Annotated in this window: 18 protein-coding genes and 2 tRNA genes; 8 read left to right on the top strand and 12 right to left on the bottom strand. The window is 57.6% G+C overall.

The features are described from left to right. Position 1 precedes the first annotated feature (1 nt). Both MTP43_RS03065 and MTP43_RS03060 read right to left on the bottom strand, forming a co-directional pair. The gene (locus tag MTP43_RS03065) at positions 2 to 754 is read right to left on the bottom strand and encodes a sugar transferase (RefSeq protein ID WP_113621455.1); all 753 of its coding nucleotides are present in this window, start codon (positions 752 to 754) and stop codon (positions 2 to 4) included. Between the two features lie 15 nt (positions 755 to 769). Further along, complete coding sequence (locus MTP43_RS03060; protein ID WP_249235056.1) at positions 770 to 2,950, bottom strand: Helicase associated domain protein; 2,181 nt, start codon at positions 2,948 to 2,950, stop codon at positions 770 to 772. A gap of 261 nt (positions 2,951 to 3,211) precedes the next feature. Between MTP43_RS03060 and MTP43_RS03055 the strand changes: the two genes are divergently transcribed. The 4 genes from MTP43_RS03055 (at position 3,212) to MTP43_RS03040 (ending at position 8,135) form a co-directional block, all read left to right on the top strand. Continuing rightward, positions 3,212 to 4,363, top strand: coding sequence for a tyrosine-type recombinase/integrase (locus MTP43_RS03055; RefSeq protein WP_249235055.1), 1,152 nt, complete (start codon positions 3,212 to 3,214; stop codon positions 4,361 to 4,363). A gap of 399 nt (positions 4,364 to 4,762) precedes the next feature. Further along, positions 4,763 to 5,098 carry a hypothetical protein gene (locus tag MTP43_RS03050; RefSeq protein ID WP_097784749.1) on the top strand — a complete coding sequence of 112 codons (336 nt, stop codon included), beginning with the start codon at positions 4,763 to 4,765 and terminating at the stop codon, positions 5,096 to 5,098. A gap of 333 nt (positions 5,099 to 5,431) precedes the next feature. Further along, complete coding sequence (locus tag MTP43_RS03045; protein WP_249235054.1) at positions 5,432 to 7,312, top strand: DUF1887 family protein; 1,881 nt, start codon at positions 5,432 to 5,434, stop codon at positions 7,310 to 7,312. 532 nt (positions 7,313 to 7,844) lie between these two features. After that, positions 7,845 to 8,135, top strand: a complete 291-nt coding sequence (locus MTP43_RS03040; protein ID WP_005927234.1) for a DUF6465 family protein — start codon at positions 7,845 to 7,847, stop codon at positions 8,133 to 8,135. Positions 8,136 to 8,255: 120 nt separating this feature from the next. Here the strand turns inward: MTP43_RS03040 and MTP43_RS03035 are convergent, their stop codons facing one another. Further along, positions 8,256 to 8,921, bottom strand: coding sequence for a metallophosphoesterase family protein (locus MTP43_RS03035; RefSeq protein ID WP_242965713.1), 666 nt, complete (start codon positions 8,919 to 8,921; stop codon positions 8,256 to 8,258). Positions 8,922 to 8,942: 21 nt separating this feature from the next. After that, positions 8,943 to 10,874 carry a BMP family ABC transporter substrate-binding protein gene (locus MTP43_RS03030; RefSeq protein ID WP_117928656.1) on the bottom strand — a complete coding sequence of 644 codons (1,932 nt, stop codon included), beginning with the start codon at positions 10,872 to 10,874 and terminating at the stop codon, positions 8,943 to 8,945. Positions 10,875 to 11,053: 179 nt separating this feature from the next. Here MTP43_RS03030 and MTP43_RS03025 point away from each other — a divergent pair, with 179 nt between their 5' ends. The 4 genes from MTP43_RS03025 (at position 11,054) to MTP43_RS03010 (ending at position 12,507) form a co-directional block, all read left to right on the top strand. Further along, positions 11,054 to 11,617 (top strand): DUF1643 domain-containing protein, encoded by a 564-nt coding sequence (locus MTP43_RS03025; protein WP_112121283.1) that lies wholly within the window; start codon positions 11,054 to 11,056, stop codon positions 11,615 to 11,617. A gap of 28 nt (positions 11,618 to 11,645) precedes the next feature. Next, a complete protein-coding gene (locus MTP43_RS03020; RefSeq protein ID WP_113621461.1) occupies positions 11,646 to 12,182 on the top strand; it encodes a phosphatase PAP2 family protein in 537 nt (178 codons plus the stop codon). 166 nt (positions 12,183 to 12,348) lie between these two features. Continuing rightward, positions 12,349 to 12,422: transfer RNA gene (locus MTP43_RS03015), tRNA-Arg, on the top strand. A gap of 8 nt (positions 12,423 to 12,430) precedes the next feature. Then, positions 12,431 to 12,507, top strand: a tRNA-His gene (locus tag MTP43_RS03010). A 104-nt stretch (positions 12,508 to 12,611) separates the two neighbouring features. On the opposite strand, the gene MTP43_RS03005 is transcribed toward MTP43_RS03010, so the two are convergent. The 8 genes from MTP43_RS03005 to MTP43_RS02970 form a co-directional block, all read right to left on the bottom strand. Next, entirely contained in the window at positions 12,612 to 13,964 is a 1,353-nt protein-coding gene (locus MTP43_RS03005) for a cell envelope biogenesis protein TolA (protein ID WP_113621462.1), read from the bottom strand. A gap of 18 nt (positions 13,965 to 13,982) precedes the next feature. Further along, positions 13,983 to 14,168 (bottom strand): hypothetical protein, encoded by a 186-nt coding sequence (locus tag MTP43_RS03000; RefSeq protein ID WP_015536643.1) that lies wholly within the window; start codon positions 14,166 to 14,168, stop codon positions 13,983 to 13,985. Further along, complete coding sequence (locus MTP43_RS02995) at positions 14,156 to 16,036, bottom strand: hypothetical protein (RefSeq protein ID WP_113621463.1); 1,881 nt, start codon at positions 16,034 to 16,036, stop codon at positions 14,156 to 14,158. Before MTP43_RS02995 ends, MTP43_RS03000 begins: the two co-directional genes overlap by 13 nt. A 12-nt stretch (positions 16,037 to 16,048) precedes the next feature. Beyond that, positions 16,049 to 16,432 carry a hypothetical protein gene (locus tag MTP43_RS02990; protein WP_005927206.1) on the bottom strand — a complete coding sequence of 128 codons (384 nt, stop codon included), beginning with the start codon at positions 16,430 to 16,432 and terminating at the stop codon, positions 16,049 to 16,051. Between the two features lie 74 nt (positions 16,433 to 16,506). Next, the gene (locus MTP43_RS02985; RefSeq protein WP_005927203.1) at positions 16,507 to 16,719 is read right to left on the bottom strand and encodes a hypothetical protein; all 213 of its coding nucleotides are present in this window, start codon (positions 16,717 to 16,719) and stop codon (positions 16,507 to 16,509) included. A 10-nt stretch (positions 16,720 to 16,729) separates the two neighbouring features. After that, complete coding sequence (locus tag MTP43_RS02980) at positions 16,730 to 17,728, bottom strand: N4-gp56 family major capsid protein (protein WP_015536641.1); 999 nt, start codon at positions 17,726 to 17,728, stop codon at positions 16,730 to 16,732. Between the two features lie 24 nt (positions 17,729 to 17,752). Beyond that, positions 17,753 to 18,679: a ribosomal-processing cysteine protease Prp gene (locus tag MTP43_RS02975; protein ID WP_113621464.1), complete on the bottom strand. Its 927-nt coding sequence runs from the start codon at positions 18,677 to 18,679 to the stop codon at positions 17,753 to 17,755. 1 nt (position 18,680) lies between these two features. Further along, on the bottom strand, positions 18,681 to 20,465 hold the full coding sequence (locus MTP43_RS02970; protein ID WP_113621465.1) for a portal protein: 1,785 nt from the start codon (positions 20,463 to 20,465) through the stop codon (positions 18,681 to 18,683). Positions 20,466 to 20,474: the final 9 nt, after the last annotated feature.

The following is a 20,474-nucleotide window of genomic DNA, read 5'->3' as shown; positions in this document are numbered from 1 at the left end:
CTCACACCATTTGTAGTTTTTCCGTTTCACAATTTGTATCATTTACCGACACCAGCCTGCTCTCCCGTAGAAGCACAATGCTTTCCTTCCGGAACTCCGGGTCGATTTTTCCGTCTACAACGCCCTTGCGGCCCAGCACGACCTGAATGCTTTTCCAAATGACTTTCAGGTCAAATTTCAAGCTAACATTCTGGACATACTCGCGGTCGTAGTAAACCTTATCGTATACCTCCACCGTATCCCGACCATTGATCTGTGCCCAACCAGTAATGCCCGGCGTTACCTGATACACCCCGTACCAGCGGCGCAGAAAACGAATCTCACGTTCCGTATATACCAGTGGACGAGGACCAATCAGGCTCATTTCACCACGAACCACGTTTGCCAGTTGCGGCAACTCATCAATGCTGGTGTCTCGTAGAAAACGTCCCAGTCGGGAAATGTACGTCTCTGGACTTTCCAGATCACCAGTTGCCACATTCTTCGGCGCAGAACTCTTCATCGTCCGGAACTTGATGATATTAAAGCAATGTGCGCCTCTGCCTACCCGCTTTTGTAAAAAGAAAATTGGTTCGTCCGGTGCGCTGATCTTCTGTGCAACGCTCACCACCAAAAACAAAGGGGAAAGTACAATCAGCGCCAGCGCCGCCAGAATGCGGTCAATTACAGATCTCACCGCAAGGTATTTCTTCTGTTTCCGAGTCAGATGGACATAGAACTGTCCAAAATCAACGTGGTAATTCAATTCTTCCATGTTTTCCTCACACTATCATCCTGCTTTTGCAGGTTCTACATTTTCTTTTAAATTGAGACATGATTTTTGAGATTTCGGATTTCTGGTTTCCCAGCTCATCCCGATCTCATCCAGCTTTGCAATCCGTTCCTCTGTCAGGACAGCGCAGCTTTTTTCAGGATTATGGCGGGTATACCGCTGCCGTTTGACCCAATTGCCAAGGTTGTATCCGTTCGGCGACACATATTCTGCCGGGATATTCAGGTCGCCGTGGGCATCAAAGTAGCGCTTCGCTTCCTGATACCCTTCGTTCCACTGGCGGTCATTGCGGTTGCCCCAGTACATTCCGATACGGTTCAGCCGCTCGACCTGTTCGCCCGTCAGTTTTCCTTTCGGGTATGCCCATTGCTGGCTTGCGACCCACTGTCCCAGTCGTTCACCAGCCGCTGTCACATAGGAGCGCGGAATATTCAGGTTGCCGTTTTCCTCATAGTAGGCGGCAGCCAGCGCATAAGCCTTTTCCCACTTGGCATCGAAAATGTTCCACACCATGCTGATCTCATCAAGCTGTGCGATGCGTTCTTCCTTCAAACGGCCATTGAGCTTCTGCTGCCGGGTCTTGATGATCCACTGTCCCAGTGGGTAGCCGTCCGGGTCTACATATTTTCCGGGCACCATCAGGTTCCCGTAGGTATCGTGGTATTTCTTGGCAACCTCAAATCCATGCTGCCACGCAATTTCCTTCCGGTTGCCCCAGACCATGCCGATGCTGTCTAGCCGCGCGATCTGCTGCTCGGTCAGATTGCCTTGGATCTGTCCCTCGCGCACACGGCGCTGGGTGACCAGCCACACCCCAAGGCTCAGACCACCGGGCGTCGTATACAGTTTCGGGACGTCCAAATTGCCGTGCTCCGCATAGTAGATGCTTGCTTCGGAGAAATAGTGCTCCCAGCTAGAAGAAAGGCTTGCCTGCAGCTGCTCGAACAGCACCCGACAGTCATGCACCTGCTCGATGACCTCGAACCGTTCGGTCACGATCTTATCGCCCTCGCCGTTGGCATACAGACGATGGACTGCTTCCTGCATCTCGCTTTGCAGGCCGGAAATACTGGTCAGACCTTCAAAGTTGTTGACAACATCTAGGATAAGTGGTGTCGTATTATCCCCAGCGGTCAGGGCGCGTCCGATCTGCTGCTTGTAGATGATGGGCGAAATCGTTGGTCGGAATAGAATGACTCCCGAAATACCCTCCACATGAACGCCCTCATTGAGCATATCAATGCAGAACAGCAACTTGAGCCTGTCACTGATGTCCGTCTTGAAGTCTGCAAACGCCTTATCAGTATTCGGATCATCGGAGTAGGCTTCGTACACCACAACATCTGGATTGACCCCTGCGAACCACTCCGGCACGTGGGATACCATCTCGTCCATGTGCTCTTTGTTGGCGCAGAACACGATGTATTTTCCAGATTTGTTTGTAATATGATGGGCAAAGACCCTGTCCAAGCCGTCTGCCTGCTCCAGTGCGCGGCGCAACGCGTCCAGATATTTCTGATTCACATCCTGAATGCCAGGTGCTCGTAGGTTATCCACCCGCGCCTGATACTTTGCAAGCGTTTTCTGGTACTGGTAGACCGTGGTCACATATTTCGGGGCAGGCAAAATGCCCCTGACGACTGCTTCGCCAAGGGACATATCACTCGCAACACGGCTATCGAAAAGCTCTTCGGCCATATCGCGGTTATTATCCAGATATCGGATGTTTGTTGCCGTCAGCCCCAGAAGCTTTGCATCCGGGCATAACTTTAATAAAGCCACCGTGCTTTCGCCCCAACATTCAGCACCGGCACGGTGGAATTCATCGAGTATAATATAGGCAGGCTTCTGCGCTGCTATTTCGTCCAGCTGCGCCTGCGTGCAGCACATCAGTTTGGCATAGGTATAAAAGTGAACGTTTGCCAGCGGAAAATCCGGGTCGTTCCTTTTCAGGCTCTCCAGCTGGGTCTTAAAGATATATTCACTGGGAGAAAGCCAGATTACGACCTTCTCCGGGTTGTCCTCGATCAGCTTGAACGCAATGTAGCTCTTTCCGGTGCCGGTGGGATGAACAATGGCAGCCTTGCCATACTGCTCCATCATCCGGACTGCCGCATGATATGCTTTTTCATTGTGCTCAAACAGACATAATGCCACCTTGTTCACCCCTTCCCGCATAAAAGGGTATCCTCCACAGTGATAATGGAGGATACAAATCTTTCGACATCGTTGTTTGAATTCTTCTCTTATTTTATCATGGTTATATCTGGGAATCAATAGAAATCCTTACAAATGCATCCCACCTGACCTTAGAAAAAAACTCGCAGAAGCTAAAAGTTTGTTGCACATTGCCCAGTTCTGCATGAAAAATCCAGCAAAAAACGAAGGTGGACAGAATAAGTGGTCAGAAGGGTGTCCAAGACGCAGGAGGAAACAGAAATGGCACGACGGGGAGAAAACATTCACAAACGCAAGGATGGCCGGTGGGAAGGCCGCTACATCAAAGCGCGTACACCGGAGGGAAAAATCCAGTGGGGCTACGTCTATGGCACGGTCTATGCTGAGGTCAAACGTGTGCTGATTCAAAAGAAAGCAGAGGCAGGCTTCTACAATCTAAAGAGAACCGACCTGGCCTTTGAAGCACTGGCTGAGGTATGGCTGCACTCCCAGCGGAATGCAGTAAAAGAATCCACCTATGCGCATTACTCGTACACGCTGCACAAATATCTTCTTCCGGTTTTGAGTAAAGTGCCAGTCGCATCCCTTGAGGAAAGCTTTCTGGAACAGGCTATGCAGCAGATCATTGCGCCGGTAGATGCCGCACACAAGCCGCTGGGGAACTCCTCTGCCCGGGAATGCCTCTCGATGCTGCGCCGTATCTGCAAATATGCCGCGCACTTGCGCCTGATCCGTCCGATGGAGCTAGAAGTAGCGCTGCCAAAAGCCATCGACAAAATTTCTGTGCCTCTCTCCCCGGCAGAGCAGCAGCGGCTTTATCAGTATGTACAGGAGGACCCAACGCCCCGCAAAATTGGCTTATTATTAGGGGTGGAATTGGGGCTGCGTATTGGCGAGATCTGCGGCTTACAGTGGGGCGATTTCGACCTGAAACTCGGAACGCTGAAAATCAACCGGACGGTCTGCCGAATTTCCTGTGAAAATGGGCATACAAAGGTTGTCATCCAAACGCCTAAAACCAGCACCTCCCGCCGGGAAATTCCAATCCCGGAACAGCTGCTCATTATGCTGAAAAAGCTGCGCGGATGTGTCAGCAATGCTGCATGGTTTCTGTCCGGCAACGAGTCCAAGCCCACCGAGCCCCGCTGCTACCGAAAAAGCATCAAATCATATCTGAAACAGGCAGCTGTCCGGCAGGTACGTCCGCACGCGCTGCGCCATACCTTTGCAACGACCTGTCTGCAGGCGGGGTGCGATGTAAAGACCCTCAGCGAATTGTTAGGACACGCTAACGCCAACATCACCTTGCAGCGCTATGTGCACTCTGACCTGACCCGAAAGCGCCGGGAGATGAACCGAATTTTCTCCCATCAGGTGTCCATGAGGGGCGGGGATGTGCTAAATATAACGTAATAGTGCACGATTTCTACGTCGTTCCTCCATTATCACTGTGGAGGATACTTTTTTTATTAAATATATTCTTTGCCATTACGCGGCTGTACATTCTCTGTATCATAAAATACTTTTGCATCATACGCAGATGCGTATGCATAGCTGCACGGATTTCTGTAACATCATAGTGAGGTGAACTTCATCACGACTGTAAACGATGCCGTTGCCAAACACTTTGAACAGTTCTACGACCAGCGGGAGATACATCCCAACAAGTTGGCAACCCACGCCGGTGCATATTCCAAAATCGATTTATTGCTTCACTCATAGATATATTTTTATTCTACAAAATGCACCTCTTGCGAACACAAAAAACGCGTGTTATACTGAAACCATCAAAAAACATTGGAGGTGTCTACTATGCCCCGTCCCAAAGGAAGCAAGAACAAGACCAAGACCGTAAAAGCAACCGTTGACTTTGCTGCACAGATTGCTGAAAAGCAGTCTGCAAAGGAAGCCGCTGCCGCTGAAATCGCATCCATCACTGCGAATATCGATACGCTGAAAGCCGACCTGAAAACCAAGAAGGCAGAGCTGAAATCGATCGACAAGGAAATCGCCAGAATTGAAGCTAAAAAGATCAAGGCTGAAACCAAAGCAGCGGAATCCGCAAAGAAAGCCGAAGCAGAGGATGTTCTGAAAAAGCTGCTGGCAAGCGGCGTGAGCGCAGACGATATCCTCGCAAAGCTGAAGTGATCTGAAAATTTCTGACGCAGCAGTTGACGGAAACATCTACGTCGCAAGCAGTGCAACTTGGTACCAACTTGCGATTTTTGAATCGGATTTTTCAAAATCCAAATTCAAAACGCTTGTTGGGCTGTGCCCAATCCCCTATCGTTCTGCATCGTGCGATGCAGGCTGCGCATTTTTGCAAAATGCTTTTTTAATCTGAGTGCCGATGCCTGTGGTATCGGCACTTTTTGCACAGATAGATTCCCGGAAGCAGAAAATAGTGCTATGCAGCACATCCGGGATTGTGCTATACTTGATTTACATAAACCTGTTCGTCCTAAAAAGTTGGAGGTGCTCATGGCTACACGAACCATTTGTTTTCCCATATCCGGCTACCCCTATTGCAAAGAACAGCCGGTGACATTCACGTGGATAAAAGGTAGCAAGCGGCAGAATATCCGTGCCGTCCATGATGCCGTCCATACAACAGACCCGGATGTTTCAATTCTGGAAGTCAGCTCTGCATCCGTTCAGCCGGAGGGTGAGGCTGTCTCTTCTCTGCGGCTTCTGCTGCGTCTGGATTCTGTTGCGCAGGATGTGCCCATCAGCACGGTTTTTGAAGCCGCCAAGGTATTTGAACATGGTGGGCCATTCGCTGACCTTCTGACCTGTGCGCCATCCAAAGTCCATAAGGACACTCGACTGCGAACCAATGGAAAGTTGCTGCGCTACTCTCTGGAAGGAAATGAGTATCCGATAGAGCCGTACCCGGATTCATTTTTTGAGTGGCTCTACTGCCGTGCGTTGAAGCAGCTCCCGGAAAAGGCTGCGCAGCTGAGCAGATATAATGCCTTTTCTGATATTGCTGCCGCAGCGGATTCTAAAAAGTATTATGGCGATTCCTCGCGGGCGGCTGCAATCTATGTAGGACTTGCAGCGGCTGGAAAACTTCCGTGCATCGATTCCTATGAATCATTCATTGCGGAAGTTTACACGGAGCCAAAGCCTTTGCCCAAGTCTGGAAAGTCTGAGACCGCTTCAAAAAAGACACCCGAGGTTTCTGCACCGGCAAAGGAGATTCCTGCAGACGAATCGTCGCAGTCCGATAATGCAAATATTCCGGACGGTGCGCAGATGGAACAGATCCTTGAGCAGCCCAAAGCGACCTGTCTGCTCCTCTCTTTGGCAAAAAGTGCTGGTCTTGCTACAAATAATTCCAGTGAGCTGGCGTATAAGGGAAAGGAATTTTTTCTTGACGCTTATCAGAAAGCACTAAAAAACAAAACGCTCCAAATCAATATTCATAAGAACAAGATCACTTTTCCGATGGAGGAGCATGACAGCGGATTTCATGCGGTCGGAGTACTGACCCGTTCGCCTGCTTGGGAATACGGATGGAAATTCAACTATCTGGCCGAGAATACATCCGGCGCAGAAAAGCCCGAAGTCAAAGCAAAAATCCAGAAGCCTTTGACCGCATTAGAGCATCTGGAACGCTGTGGGTATAAAATCGTTCAGCAGGTCGTACCGGAAAAACTCCCACCGATTGCTGTTCAGCGGATGGCATGGAAAACAGGCGAGGCTCTTTGCGACCCGGTGGTGGTGGATTTCTTGCAGTTTATCCGAACACATATGCAGAGCGACGGCTCTTTTTCGTTCCGTATCCCAAAGGGTGCGTCCAAAAAATCGTTTGCCACACTTTCAGAGATTGCGCAGACGTGGGACAAAATGGGGCTTTTTGCAGCCATTGTGATTTATCCGCAGAATATCGTCTATGAACTTGCGCAAAATGAAACCGTCCGGCATTTTTTGAGCGGAAAGTGGCTGGAGCTTTTTGTAGAGCATCAGGTTCAGCAGATCCTGAACCGCTATCAGGAGGAGCAGGGCGCAGAAGTTTCGGTTTGCTCCAATGTGGTTCTTTCAGAAACGGCATCCGTAGGGAGCACGCACGAATTGGATGTCGTATTCTCCATCAATGGAAAATTTTTCTGGGTAGAAGCCAAATCATCCAGTCGAAGCATTGATTATGGAAAATATGCTTCTCTGTGCGAAAAGCTGAATGTGACACCAGAAAGCTTGCTTTTGGTCAACAGCGATTTGTCCGTGGAAGAGTGCGAAGGTGTTTCTTATTTCTGGAATTACCGTGTTGCAAACTGTGCAACGATCACGCAGGAACTGGAAAGCATGATTGCTAAACAAATTGAAAGCACCGGAAATGCTGCTCTGAGTACAGACTGAGAAATAAGCAAAAATGATATGTACCCCCAATACTGGGTGTCCAGTATTGGGGGTACATATCAAAACCGAAAAGCAGAAGCTGCCGCACAAAAATACGGTGCGGCAGCTTCTGCTTTTTATCTGCTGTGTCCCCTGCGTGTGCCGACAGTTCCGTTCCGCCTTATTCCTCCTCTGCGAAAGGGCGTTTTTGCCCGCCGCATTTGTGGCCCGGCTTTCCCGAGAATGGCTGCCTGTTTTGCCGAAAAGTCGTACTCTGCCCGGAAAAAAGCACCGGAAGACTGCTTCGGCCATTTATTCCGCCGTTTCTTACCGATTTTACAATGTTTTTTGCAAAAAAGGCTTTACAAATGAATTTCAAAAACATATTATATAATTATAGGTTCAACTTCTTTACGCAAATAGTTTCGTACCGGTTCGTATGGGGCAGCCGGGTCTGTGCTTTTTGCACTGCTTCTGCCTTACGATAGATCATTGGAGCCCGCCGGTGCAGCCCCGCTGCACCAGATCAAATACAGAAGGAAGGTTATGCATCATGCCTGAAAAGAAAGTTTCTACTCCCGCAGCCGATGCTCCGGCTGCCGAGGGCAAGACCCGCAAATCCACCAAGGCTCCCGCCCGCCGCGGCCGCCCGCCGCTGGCCCCCGAGCTGTATGTAGAGATGGGCGGTGAGCAGTACAACATCACCGACATCATTGACCGCGCCAAGGCAGACTACCGCACCACCCACAAGGTCGGCGTACAGTCCTGCAAGGTGTACGTCAAGCCCGAGGAAGGCGCAGCCTACTACGTCATCAATAAGTTCTCCGGCAAGCTGGAACTGTAACTTTTACAGGGCCGCAGACAGCACCGCACTGCTGCCGCGCCCGCCATTCCCGCATAAGGCTCCATCAACAAAAAAAGACACCGCACAGCTGTGCGGTGTCTTTTTTGCATAGGCAGCGGCTCAGAACCCCAGCATCCGCCAAAGGGTCTTACGCTCCTCGGTCGGTGTCGGGTCCGGGATCTCGAACACATAGCGCTCGGTGGCATTGATGACGGTGGTGTTGCCGCGGGTGCATACCCGGGGCAGCTTTGCATCGTAATTCAGGTGTACGTGCCCGTGGATGAACCATTTAGGCTGGTACTCGTCCAAAATCTCGTTGAAGCACTCAAAGCCCCTGTGGGCACAGTCGTCCCCGTCGTTCAGTCCCTTGGCCGGGGCGTGGGTCAGCAGCAGGTCGATGCCGCCCCTTTTGTGCGCCTGATGCTCCAGCTTGTGCACACGGCGGCGCATGGCCTTCTCGGTGTACTGATAGGTATCCTCTTTATTATAGCGCTGACAGCCCCCCAGCCCCATGATGCGCAGACCCTTCCATGTGTACACCTGATCGTCCACGCAGATGCAGCCGCCGGGTTCCCCCTGAGTCTGGTAACTGCCGTCGTGGTTGCCGTGCACATACAGGATGGGCGCAGCGGTAAAGTTTGTGAGATATTCCAGATACTTTTTGGGCAGATCCCCGCAGGAGAGGATCAGGTCGATGCCTTCCAGCCGGGCGCGGGTGTCATAGTCCCACAGCGCCTTGGACGGGACATCTGAAATGGCAAGAATCTTCACGTTCGTATGCTCCATTCTGTTTCCGGTCAGGCCGGCTCATTTCTCCAGACCCTTTACGTTGTCCAGTCCGTTGATCGCCAGCACGGTACGAGTCTTGACGTCCAATTCATCGTAATGGGGCAGCTTGCCGTGTACACAGGCATCCAGCCAATCCATTTCCATCAGCTCTTTGGGGCTGTAAACTCTATTCTCCGGGGAGTGCAGGTTGTCCTCGTTATCATACAGCTTTTCCGGGAAGATGTGCACATTATCCGAGCCCTGCAGCGTTTCCAGCAGATCCAGCAGCTGCCGCGTACCGCTGGGCAGCGCTTCCTGATACTCCAGATCCTCTGCGCCGCTGCGCAGACCCCACCAGTAGTTCACTGCGCGGGTGGTGGCTGCATTGTCCCAGCTGCCGTCAAAAATGGAGCGCACGATCTGCACATAAAAGGTATCCCACCGCCAGATCGGCAGACCCAGCGGCTGTAAGCTGCCGTCCGGCAGTTTGCGGCACAGGCCGTAGTCCCGGTTGGTGTCGGCAGGCTCCCGACTGTCCCGGGCGTAAACCATGTCGATCTCCGGGCAGTCAGCAAAATCCAGCGGATGGGCGGCATCGGGCTGGCAGGCCCAGCGCAGCCAGATACGGCCTGCCGGGCGCACGCTCTTCAGCCCCTGCGCAAAGGCGTTGATCGCAGCGGGCACGCCGTACACGGGGTTTGCCGCCACATAGCCGATGTGCCCGGTCTTGGTCATGATACCGGCCAGCATGCCCAGCAGATAGGTCACTTCATAGGTGCGGGGATAGTAGGTGCGCACCAGCGGGTGCGGCGCGTTCAGCGAGCAATTCAGGATGCGGGTCTTGGGGTGCTGCGCCGCCACCTTCAGGCAGGCGTTGTACATCCGCACGCTGGTGGCGAACACCACGTCCGCATTGTTGTGGGCTACCTCCTCCAATATCTGCTCCGCGTCCACCTCCGGGTTCACATCCTCGTAGCAGCTGATATACACCTTGTCCGGGAAGACCTTGGCCAGCGCATCGCGCCCCTCGTCATGCGCACGCACCCATGCGCTGATCTTGGCGTTGTACTCGTGGAGGAACACCACCCGCAGCTCGCTGGGCTGCTTGCTGGGGCTGAAGATATTCAGCTTGGACAGCAGCGGCTCTGCGGGGCTCTTGGGCGGTTCCAGCGAAAGCTCCACGCCATGGGGCTCGGTGAGCACCTTCACCTCGTTCCACAGCTTTTCCAGGTTCTGCCGCACCTGCGCCGGGGTGGCGTCGTAGGTGTCGGAGTAGCGGTACACCGACAGGTACACCAGCAGCGCATCACCGGTGGTCAGCCCCAGGGATCTGCCGCCCAAGGCTTCGAACTGCTGGTGGAACATGGTGTAGAAGGCGGCAAAGTTCAGCCGGTCATCCTCCGACCATGCCTCGCCGCTGGCCTTGCACACCAGCGTCTGCAGCTTGCTGTAGCCGCCCAGCTTGGAGAAATGCACATAGTTCACTTTGGACAACTTATAGAAATCCAGAAACTCGTAGTAGATCTTATTTTCCAGATCCTCGGTGCGGGCGGGGATGAGCCGGGTGACCGTGCCCGGGATCTTGACGGCGCCGTAATACTTGAGCACCGAGACCCGCTTGTTGCCCTCCTGCACATAGAACCGGTTCATGTACTCAAAGGCGATGATGGGGGTATGGATGCCCTCTTCCAAGTGCGCGTCGCACAGGTTCGACCACTTGGCAGCAAACTCGGTATCCGGCTCCAGCAAGGGCATAAAGTCATACGAAAAAGCGGTGTGCCGTCCGCTGGTCTTGGTGCCCACAAGGCTGTCCGACGGGATCTCCACCAGACCCAGCGGCTCCTGCGCCACGATATCCACGCCCTTGAGCACATCGTCCAGAACAGCCAGATAGGGCGACTGGCCGCGGGCTATGCGGGCACGATAGGCGCGCTGCCCTGCGCGCAGTGCACTTTTATAATCTTCCAGCATAAGAACTCCTTTTTTCTGTAAGCGAAGCGCGGTGCCGCAGTCCCCCTGCCGCACCGGAACACCTCCAGTATACCACAAAAACAGAAATAAGGCAGTATTTTAGGGCTAAAACGGTTGATTTTCCCGGTGGTTTCAGGTACGATAAGAATGATATTCAAAACCGACAGGAGTTTACGATCATGCAGACCATTTCTCTGCCCGTGCTCGAGGCGGGCGAATACGCCGGCGGCATCTGGTATTACGAGCCCCACACCTACCAAAGCTACCGTTACGTTCTGGGGCGGGTGGGCAAGCACCCGCTGGTGTGCATCGGCATCAATCCCAGTACCGCCCAGCCCGGTGCGCTGGACCCCACCTTAAAAAGTGTGGAGCGGCTGGCCGCCGCCAACGGCTTTGACAGCTGGATCATGTTCAACGTCTACCCCCAGCGCGCCACCGACCCCAACGATATGGACAAGACCCCCGACCGCGCCCTGTGCGATGAAAACCTGCGTTGGCTGCAGGCCGTTCTGGCCCAGACCGAGCCCACCATGTGGGCGGCATGGGGCACCCTGATCGAAAAGCGTGACTACCTGCCCGGTCTGATGCGGGAGATGGTAGCTCTGACGCGGGAGCGGGAGATCCCGTGGGTCACCTTTGGCAAGCGCAGCAAAAAGGGACACCCGCACCACCCGCTGTATCTGCGCAAGGATTCCACTCCGGAGCCCTTTGATGTGGAAAACTATCTGGACACCTGTTTCTGATGTCCGTCCCGACAGGAGGAGAGCTGCTTTGACCGCAGAACAGTATAAGCCCATCTATCACTGGTTCAGCGCCCATCCGGCCGTAAAGCGGCTGGTCGTTTTTCTGGACCGGTGGCTGCCGCTGGTGCCCTTTGTGTGCTATCCGGTGCTGCTGTGCCTGCTGAACATCCGGCTCTCGCGGCTGTTCCTCACCCAGAAGCAGGCCGCGCTGGACTTTATGGTGCTCATCGCCCGCTCCGTCTTTGTACCGGGGCTGGTGTTCTGGGGCGGCACGCTGCTGCGCAGTCGGCTGCACTTCCCCCGCCCCTACGAGCAGCCCGGCTTTACCCCGCTGGTAGCAAAGGAGAGCCGTGGACACTCCATGCCCTCCCGCCACGCGCTGAGCGCCGCCGTGCTGGCGGCGGTGTGGCTGTATTTCTACCCCGCTGCAGGCTGCGTGATGGTGGGCATCGCCCTGCTCATCTGCTGTCTGCGGGTGCTCACCGGGGTGCATCATGTGCGGGACGTGGTGTGCGGCTTTGCACTGGGCTTTGCGCTGGGCTGTGCCGGAATGTGGCTGCTGTAAGGCCATTCCTACACGCTGGAACGGTCATTTTTGCCCGCAGCGCAAAAAAGTTGAAACTTTTTTCAGATTTTCCTTGACAGAATGCGATGGGTATGGTATTATTTCTCTCGCAGCCTGTGCCGACACAGAACTGCCGCCATAATGGAACCCATTGGGATAACAACGTGCGCCCGTAGCTCAGGTGGATAGAGCAACTGCCTTCTAAGCAGTGGGCCGGGGGTTCGAGTCCCTTCGGGCGCATCTATGTGGTGCCCATAGCGTAGTCGGTTAACGCGCCAGATTGTGGATCTGGAGACCGTGGGTTCGAGTCCCACTGGGCACCCCACCAAAAAGTCCGCTGTTCAAAACAGCGGACTTTTTCTTTTGGCAGGATAATACAAAAGTACGGCACCCCGGCAAAGCAGCTGCTTTGCCGGGGTGCCTTTTCTCTTACTTATTCATCTCCTGTATAATCTTTGCGATCTGGGCGGGGGTATAGCCCTCCTGCCGCAGGGCGGAGGTGATGGCCACATTGCTCTTGCCCTGACTGCGCAGCAGCGCTGCCGTGTAGGGCACCCCGGCGCTGACGGCACTGCGGCTGCCACCGGAAGCAGAGCGGCTGCCGCCGGAAGCAGAACCGCTGCTGCCGGTGGCCTTTCCGCTGCCGGACCTTGTGCCCGCAGCCGCTGCCTTGCTGGCGGCCTGTGCTGCCTTCTGCTGGGCGTTAGCCTGCTTCAGTGCCCACTCACCCTTGGCAATGTTCAGCTTCTGGGTGGTCACATTGTTGTTGAAGGCCTGCTGCTTCAGCGCGTCCTGATAGGCGCGCTCGCTGGCGGTGTTATCGTACTGCTGCTGGGTCAGTGCGTCCTGCCGCTGCTTCTCCTGCATCTGCTGGCTCCACTGGGTGTCGGCGCGCTCGGCCTCGTAGGCGCGGTTGCCGGCGTAGATGTTGTACCCGGTGTTCATCAGGCTGCCCGCCAACGTGCCCAGACCGGTGGTGCCGGTAATGGCCAGCTGCACCACGTCCCCGATGACGCCCAGCACCGTCATGATGTTATTGAAGGTCTGCTGGCGCTGGCTGATTTCCGCCTGCTCCTGCGCGGTGTAGTAGCCGTGCAGGGTGTCCAGCCGGTTCAGGTGCTCCTGATACTGACCGTAGTCCTTGGCATAGGCGTCGTTGTACGCCTCGCCTTTCTGCTGCAATTGGGTGTAGTAGTCCTGCAGCTGACGGTCGTACAGGGTCTGAGCATTCTGCTCCTGTCCGTTCAGCTGGTCCAGCCGGTTCACCAGTTCTTCGCCGCCGCTCTGGTAGGTATCCAGCGCCAGATTGTACAGGGTGGGGATGGCGCTGGCCAGCCCTCCGATCTGCTGCTGATAGGCCTGCTGCGCCGCACTGGTGGCATAGCTGGAGCCGTAACCGCCGGTCAGAGCAGCGGCCTGCGCCGCCGCGTCCGCGCTGGCGTTGTGGGCGTTCTGGGTATACAGCTGTTCGTACTGGCGGTAAAGCGGGTCGCGGGTGTAGCTGTACTGAAAATTCTCCCGCTCCAGCAGCTGCCCCAGCAGGCTGTTGATCTTATCCTGATAGCTGCTCTGATAGTCTGCAGGGCGGTTCTGCTGCCACTGCTTCAGGGCGTCGGCCGCATCGGTCACCTGCTGACCGGGGCGGTAGCTGGCGTTTGCCATGGCCTTTTCCACATCGGCGCGGCTGTTCAGCCCCTCGGCGCTGTAAGTGGACTGCGCAGCGGGCTGTGCCTGCGTTTGCACCTCCGGCTGCAGCAGTTCCTCCTTCTTTTTGGATGCCATATAATTCTCCTTTCGTTCTTATAATCCCTGCAGCTTGCTGCGCAGGGTGTCGGACATATTTTCCGTATCCAGATTGGTCAGTACATACTGCAGCTGCTCCTGCATCTGGTACAGATAGCTGCGCAGTGCCCGGGCATCCTCCGGGTCCATGTTATCGCTGAACTTGGGCAGGCCCAGCTTGCTCAAGCCGTTCATGCTTGCCATGAGGCATCCTCCTCCCATAATTTTCCCTTTGCCGGGGCGATGGTGCGCACAAGTCCGCGCAGGGTGATCTGCCCTTTGCCGCGCAGCCGCAGCCGCAGCGACCCGCACCGCCGGGGTACAAAGGGCAGGTCACAGCTGCGACGGCTGCCTTGGGCGGCAAGGGAAGCCACCGTCTCCCACGCGCCGCCGTCATAGCTCACCGCCACTTCTACTGTGCTGGTGCACTCGGCGTCCAGCCGCAAGGTCAGTCGGGAGAGATACCGCTGCTCGGTGCTGTCCAGCCCCACATCGCCGGTGACCAGCTCAAAGGGGATGTCCGTTTCCACGCCGTCGGTGGTTTGCCAGTCCGGCTCGCGGGTGGGGTCTGCCGCCCACAGCGCCTGTCCGTCCCACAGATAAAGCTGCCCGCCGGTGCTGGTCATATCGCAGGAGCAGACGTCCTCCTCGCTCCACAGCCCCTTCTCGGTATCATAGACCAGCAGCCGGGCATCCTCCCGGGAGATGTGCAGGTAGTACCGGCCATCCAGCGCGCCGCCCACGGCGCTTTGCACGTTGGAAAGCTTTGCGGCGTCCAGCGCGCCGGACACCTTGGTGGGCAGACTGCCGTCCCACGCCATAACACCGTCCGGCGAGAGATAATACAACGTCTCGTTCAGCACGCACAGGCTGCGGGCGGCGTTTTTGGCTACGCCCCGGCAGCGCAGGCTGGAAAGCTGAAAATCCGAAGGCTTGGAGCCGTACAGCTTGTGCAGGGTGTTCTCCTTAAAAAACAGTGCATAGCCCATGCAGGAGGCTGCCCCGGTAAAGGCTCCGTCGCTGCCCACGGTGACGGCGTAGCTGTCTGCGGCGATGCCCCGGTAGCTGAACCAGTTGGTGGGGTCGCCCAGCTTGCAGCCGTAGATAACGTTCTCCCTGCTGTTGCAGCCCCACACCCGGTTGTCACACTCGGTCACAAAATCCAGCTCCGGCACCCGGCGCTCCATGGATACCGTCTGGGCGGCTTCCACGCTGCGGTGCTGTTTGCCGTCCATGCTCTGCCACTGGGCGGCGGCGGCGTTCTGCACCAGTGTACCGTAGAAATACTCGCCCTGCGGGGTGCAGCGCACCAGCAGCCAGTCCTCGCCCACGTCATACACGATTTGGTCTCCATTCAGCTCCGGGCTCTGCCCTGCCGCTTCGGCGGCTGCGCCCTGCACGGTCACGGTGTCCCACTGCCGGAACAGCTTGCCCAGCCCTGCCGCCGTGATGCGGCAGTATTCCAGCGGGATGGCCGCCCAGCTGCCGGAGTTTTTGCTGTACATCTCCAGCGTGCTGTCGTACCGCCACGGATGGTCGGCATCCTCTACCTTTAAAAACAGCTGTCCGTCTGCCGGTTCGGCGGGCTCCTCCCGGCCAAAGGCTTCCACCTGATAAGTCTTGCCTGCGGCATCGCAGGGGGCAAAGGTCACGCTTTTGCCCGCCGCCGTCCACAGTGCTCCCAGTGCAGTCACACTGCCGTCTGCCGTATCAAAGGCCACCTTGTCCGGAAAGATCAGGATCTTTGTACCGATGCCCACCAGCGCCTTGCGGCCATCGGTCACGGCGTCCGGCTTCGTCACCGCCGGGGCGGCGGCATCGTCCGGGGTATAGGTGATATCCCGCCCGCAGACGGTCAGCAGACCGTTCAGGTGGTACATCCCGTTCAGGCCGGTCAGCGCCCGCAGCTTGCGGCGGGGCGTGCGGGTGCTCAGTGCGGGAAAATCCCGGGTGGAAAAGTTCACTCCGGCGCTGTACTCTGCTTCCGAGCAGCCGTAGGTCTCGTTCAGGCCGCCAAAGGCCCGCAGCAGCTGCCGGGTGTTGGCAAGCCGTATTCTGTCTGCCAGTACCATCGCCTCACCTCCTTACCAGCGCCACTGCGCCCGGCTGCGGGGCGGGTAGTTCTGCCGCAGCCAGACCGCCAGTTCTGCGTACAGGGCGTTGTACTGTGCCTGCTCCCCGGCGTAGCGGTCGGTCTCGCCCAAGGCGGCATCCATCTGCGCACACAGCAGGTGCGGGTACAGGGCATCAAAGGGCGGCGGTGCCAGCAGCGTCTGGTCATCCTGTACCGGCTGCTCCCACGGACGGTCTGCGCCCACGGCGTCAAACGCCCCGGCGGCGGCGCGGTCAAACAGCTTTGTGCGCAGCAGGGCGTCCGCCTCCCGCAGCCATTGCAGCCGGGTCTCGGTCTCAATGCGGCAGTTTGGGCGCAGCTGCTCGGCACGCTCCAAAGCCTCTCCTATGGTCATCTCATCACATCCTTTTTATAAAAAGCCCGGCCGGGGGCATTTCTCCCAGCCGGGCAGCGTTGATATTGCAGATTTTACTGCGCCGCGTTCTCCGCGGCGGCAATGCGGGCAGCGGTCAGCTCGTCCTGACGCTGGCTGTGCTCCAGTACCTCGGCCACAGCGGGCGGCACCTCCACTTCCACGCCACGGCGGATCTTGTAGTTCACGCCGTTGACACTGACGAACAGATCGCCCTTGTAGCGGCTGTTGTCCTTGAACAGCCGGATGCGCACATTCTTTTCAGCCATAGGCACCTCCTTAGTTGGCGGCAGCGGTGGCAGAGTAGCTGGACACGCTCTCGATGCGCACCATGTACTGTTCCACCAGACGCTCGGCGGCGCGCATACCCTTCCAGCCCACAGAGGCGCGCTGGTTCAGCGGGTCGTCACCGTAGCCCAGCTGCTTGACGATGTGCTCAAGGCCGCCGCCCTCCAGCTCGGTCACGCCGTAGGCGTGGGCACCCAGCACCAGCGTGCCGAACACCGCAAGACCCGCCGGGCAGGTGTCGTCCTTCCAGATCTTGGCCTCGCTGGTCTCGATAAAGCGGATGTTGCCCAGCTTGCCGATCTCGCCGCGGAACATGGTGTCGGGGTCGGCGTACTTGTGCACCTCCATGAACTCCTTGCAGGTCTTGAGATCGTAGGCCGCATAGGGGTGGATGATGGCAACGTAGCTGTCACCGATGGGGTCGGCGTTCATTGCGCCCAGCTGCGCCGCTGCCTGAAAGAACAGCTTCGGGGTCAGAGTGCAGCTCTTGTCCAGCGCCTTGCGGCTGGTAACGGCGGTCTCGGCACCGTCTGCGCCCAGCTTCGGGGCGTAAATGACATTGGTGCCGCCCGCCAGCACATCGCGGGTGATACTGTCCATGGTGCGGCCGGCCTGACTTGCCAGCACGCGGGTGGCCTGCACCACGTTGTTGTCGATGGCGGTCATCTGCAGCACATCGGTCAGCGGAGTCCAGCCGCCGTACTGGTGCAGGTCGCTGGTGATGCTGGTCACGTTCAGGGCCTGACCGTTGGGGGTAACGCCCTCGGTCAGCGGGGTGCTGGCCTTGGGCAGGCTGTCGTACTTGCGGAACTCGATGGTCTTGCCGCCGTTCTGGGGCACGGGGTAGTAATCCGCAAACTGGTCATGCACAAGGCGCGGCTCTGCCTGATCGATCAGGCGCTTCTCGTAAAAGGTTTTCATCTCCACCGACATGGTGCCGGTGGTGTTGGTCTGCGCGTCCGCAAACAGCTGGATGTTAAAATTCATCATGCTTTTTTCCTTTCTCCTGTCAGGTTAAAGTTCAATTTGTGCACCGTGCAGCACACGGCGCTCCAAGGCTTCCCGCTGGGCGCGGGTCATAGCGGCTACGTCCGGCCGTACCGAAGCCGCAGCACCGGGGCGCAGGCCGTTTTCCAGCGGACGCGCGGCGCGCTGCTGCACCCGCTCCACCACGCCCTGCTCCACGGTCTGTGCCGTGGTACGCATGGCATCCTCGTAGTGGGCAAGGCGGTAGGCGTCCTGCACCCGCATCCCGGGCAGCTGCATCAGACGGCGCATCTCCGGGTTCTTCAGCTCTGCTTTCAGGTCAAAGCTCGGCTGGCTGCGGCGCATGGCGGCTTCCTCTGCCGCCCAGCGGGCGTGCAGGCCGCGCACCGTGTTCTGCACCGGCAGCGGCAGGGAAGGCAGTGCCGGACGCTCCGGCTGTGCGGGCTTTTCCGGCTGCGGCTCCGGCTCTGCCGGGGTCTGCTGCGGTGCTTCCGGCTGCGCGGCGGTAGCTTCCGGCTTCAGGGTGCCCGCAGCCACTGCCTGCCGGGTCTGCTCCGGGCTCAACGCGGGGGCGGCTTCACCTTCCGCAAACAGCTGCAGGTCCATCATGCTCTGCTGTCCGCTGCGGCTCACATCCGCAAAGCGCAGGTTGTCCGGGTAGCGCTCTGCCAGCAGGGTAAAGCCCGCCTTGGCCAGCTCAAACGCGCCCTGCACCCACGGCGCTACCGGTGCCTGCGCTGCCACAGCAAGGCGCGGGCCTTCCGGCTCGTCCCATGCATCGCTGCGGGCGTTTTCCTCCCCTGCCAGCAGGTACACCAGTGCCTGCATCAGGGTGCTTGCGCCAGCGCATACGATGTCCTGCCCGGCGGGCGCATAGCCCGCGTGACCGGCGGCTTCCAGCCGCAGGCTCAGCCCCTTGGGGCCGTCCAGTTCGCTGTAACATACCTTGATCATCTCACTTCACCTCCTTTCCGTTCCAGTTCATGGCGCGGGCAGCCGCCGCCACCGGCAGCTGTGCCGTCAGACCGGCAGTGTCCTGCGCCGCTTGGGTGCCGCCGGGCTGCTGCGCAAGAGCGGCAGACAGTCTTGCCATCTGCCCCTGCAGCTGCACCAGCTGCTGCGCCAGCGTGCCGTTCTGCCGCACCCGGGCGCGCACCTTTTCCACCCCTTCAAAGTCCATCATTTCCAGCGCCGCAAGGGCAGCGTCCGCGTTGGCGGGGTCAAAGAAGCCCAGCTTGTAGCACTCCTTGGCGGTCTCGTTCTGAGACAGGCGGCTGAAGGTGCTCTTTTTGGCGGCGCTGACCACGATGTCAAAGACAGGCTCCCGGCTGCCCAGCTCCACCCCGCCCACGGCGGGCATGGGCTTTGCGCGCAGCCCCTGCGCCGAGAAGGGCACGAACTCGCTCTCGCCGCGCTGCCCGGTGATGCGGAACACCCGCTGCTCGTCGTAGAACTGCCGCATCAGCTCAATGATGAGGTAGCACTGCCTTGCAAAGGCGCGGTAGGCGCTCTTGAGCATATCCCGGCTCAGCTTGCTGCCCGCTTCCTGCAAGGCGGCGATGGCGCTGGCGGCGGTCACGCCGCCAGTGGTGCCGCCCTGCGTCAGGTCGCGGTTGCCGCTGATCTCCTTCAGCTCCTCAATGCGGCTGTTGCGATAGCTCAGGCTGTTGCCCTGCAGGCCCGCCGTTTGCAGCGGACGGAAGCTGTCCTCGTTCAGGCGGCCCACAACGTGCACGATGTCCCGGCTCAGGTCGGCCAGCTCTTCCTCGTTCACTCCGGCGGTATCGCTGAGCACATACCGCTGGCGGGAGGCCAGCAGCACGTTCTCGTCCATGGCGTGGTTCATCTTATCAATGGCATTCTGGCAGTCCTTCATCACGTCGATGTAGCCGAACCCGGCGGGAGAATCCTCTTCCACGAACAGCGGGTCGAACACAAAGGGGTACTTGCCGTGGTCGTATAATCCGCGCGCCGCCAGCGCCGGGTCGTTCTGGCTGGCATACAGCACCACGCCGTTGCACAGCTTGCAGTAATGCAGCCGCAATTTGCCGTTCTCGTCTGGGCGCTTATAGTACCAGTCCACCACCACGCTCTTGTTGGCGGTGGTCTGGCCGTCCTCGTGGATGTACCGGGGCACGTCCACCACACCGGCGGCGTGCCCTGCCAGCTGCGGATACTGCGCAGTCAGCCGGGCGGTGTCCTCCAAACTGAGGTGGAACAAGTCCGGCGAGTCCTGAATATCCTGCACGCCCGGCTCCCAGTAGAGCATGAGCAGGTTGACGCTACGCACCGCAATGTCACCCAGCCCGCCGCGCGCCGCCGGGTCCCAGAAGATGCCGGTAACGCCAGTGCCCTGCTTGAGTTTGCGCCACCAGACATCGCTGTACACCTGCTCGTAATCTGCCTGCTCCAGCACCACCGGCAGCACGCTGGAAAGCGCCTGCGCCGTGGCCTGATCGTCTGCCGCCCGGGGCAGCACCATGGGCTCGGGGTAGTTGTCCATGGCATCGGCGTGCTTGTTGGCGATGCTGTTGAACAGCCATCCGCTGGAGGGCTGCGCCTTGCCGGGCATCAGCGGGTCGCGGTAGTTTTTCCAGTGTCCCATGCGGAACCACAGCTCGTTATCGATCAGGCGCTTGTCCAGCGCCGCCTTGCCCGCCTTGTAGCGCTGCAGCGTCTGCAGCGCAGCCGCCGCCTCTGCCGCGCCGATGGGCAGGCTCTCTGCTCTTGTATCTTCCATAGTTCTTTC

It is taken from the genome of Faecalibacterium sp. IP-1-18 (assembly GCF_023347355.1).
GTDB lineage: Bacteria > Bacillota > Clostridia > Oscillospirales > Ruminococcaceae > Faecalibacterium > Faecalibacterium prausnitzii.
This window is presented reverse-complemented; position numbering and strand designations above follow the sequence as displayed.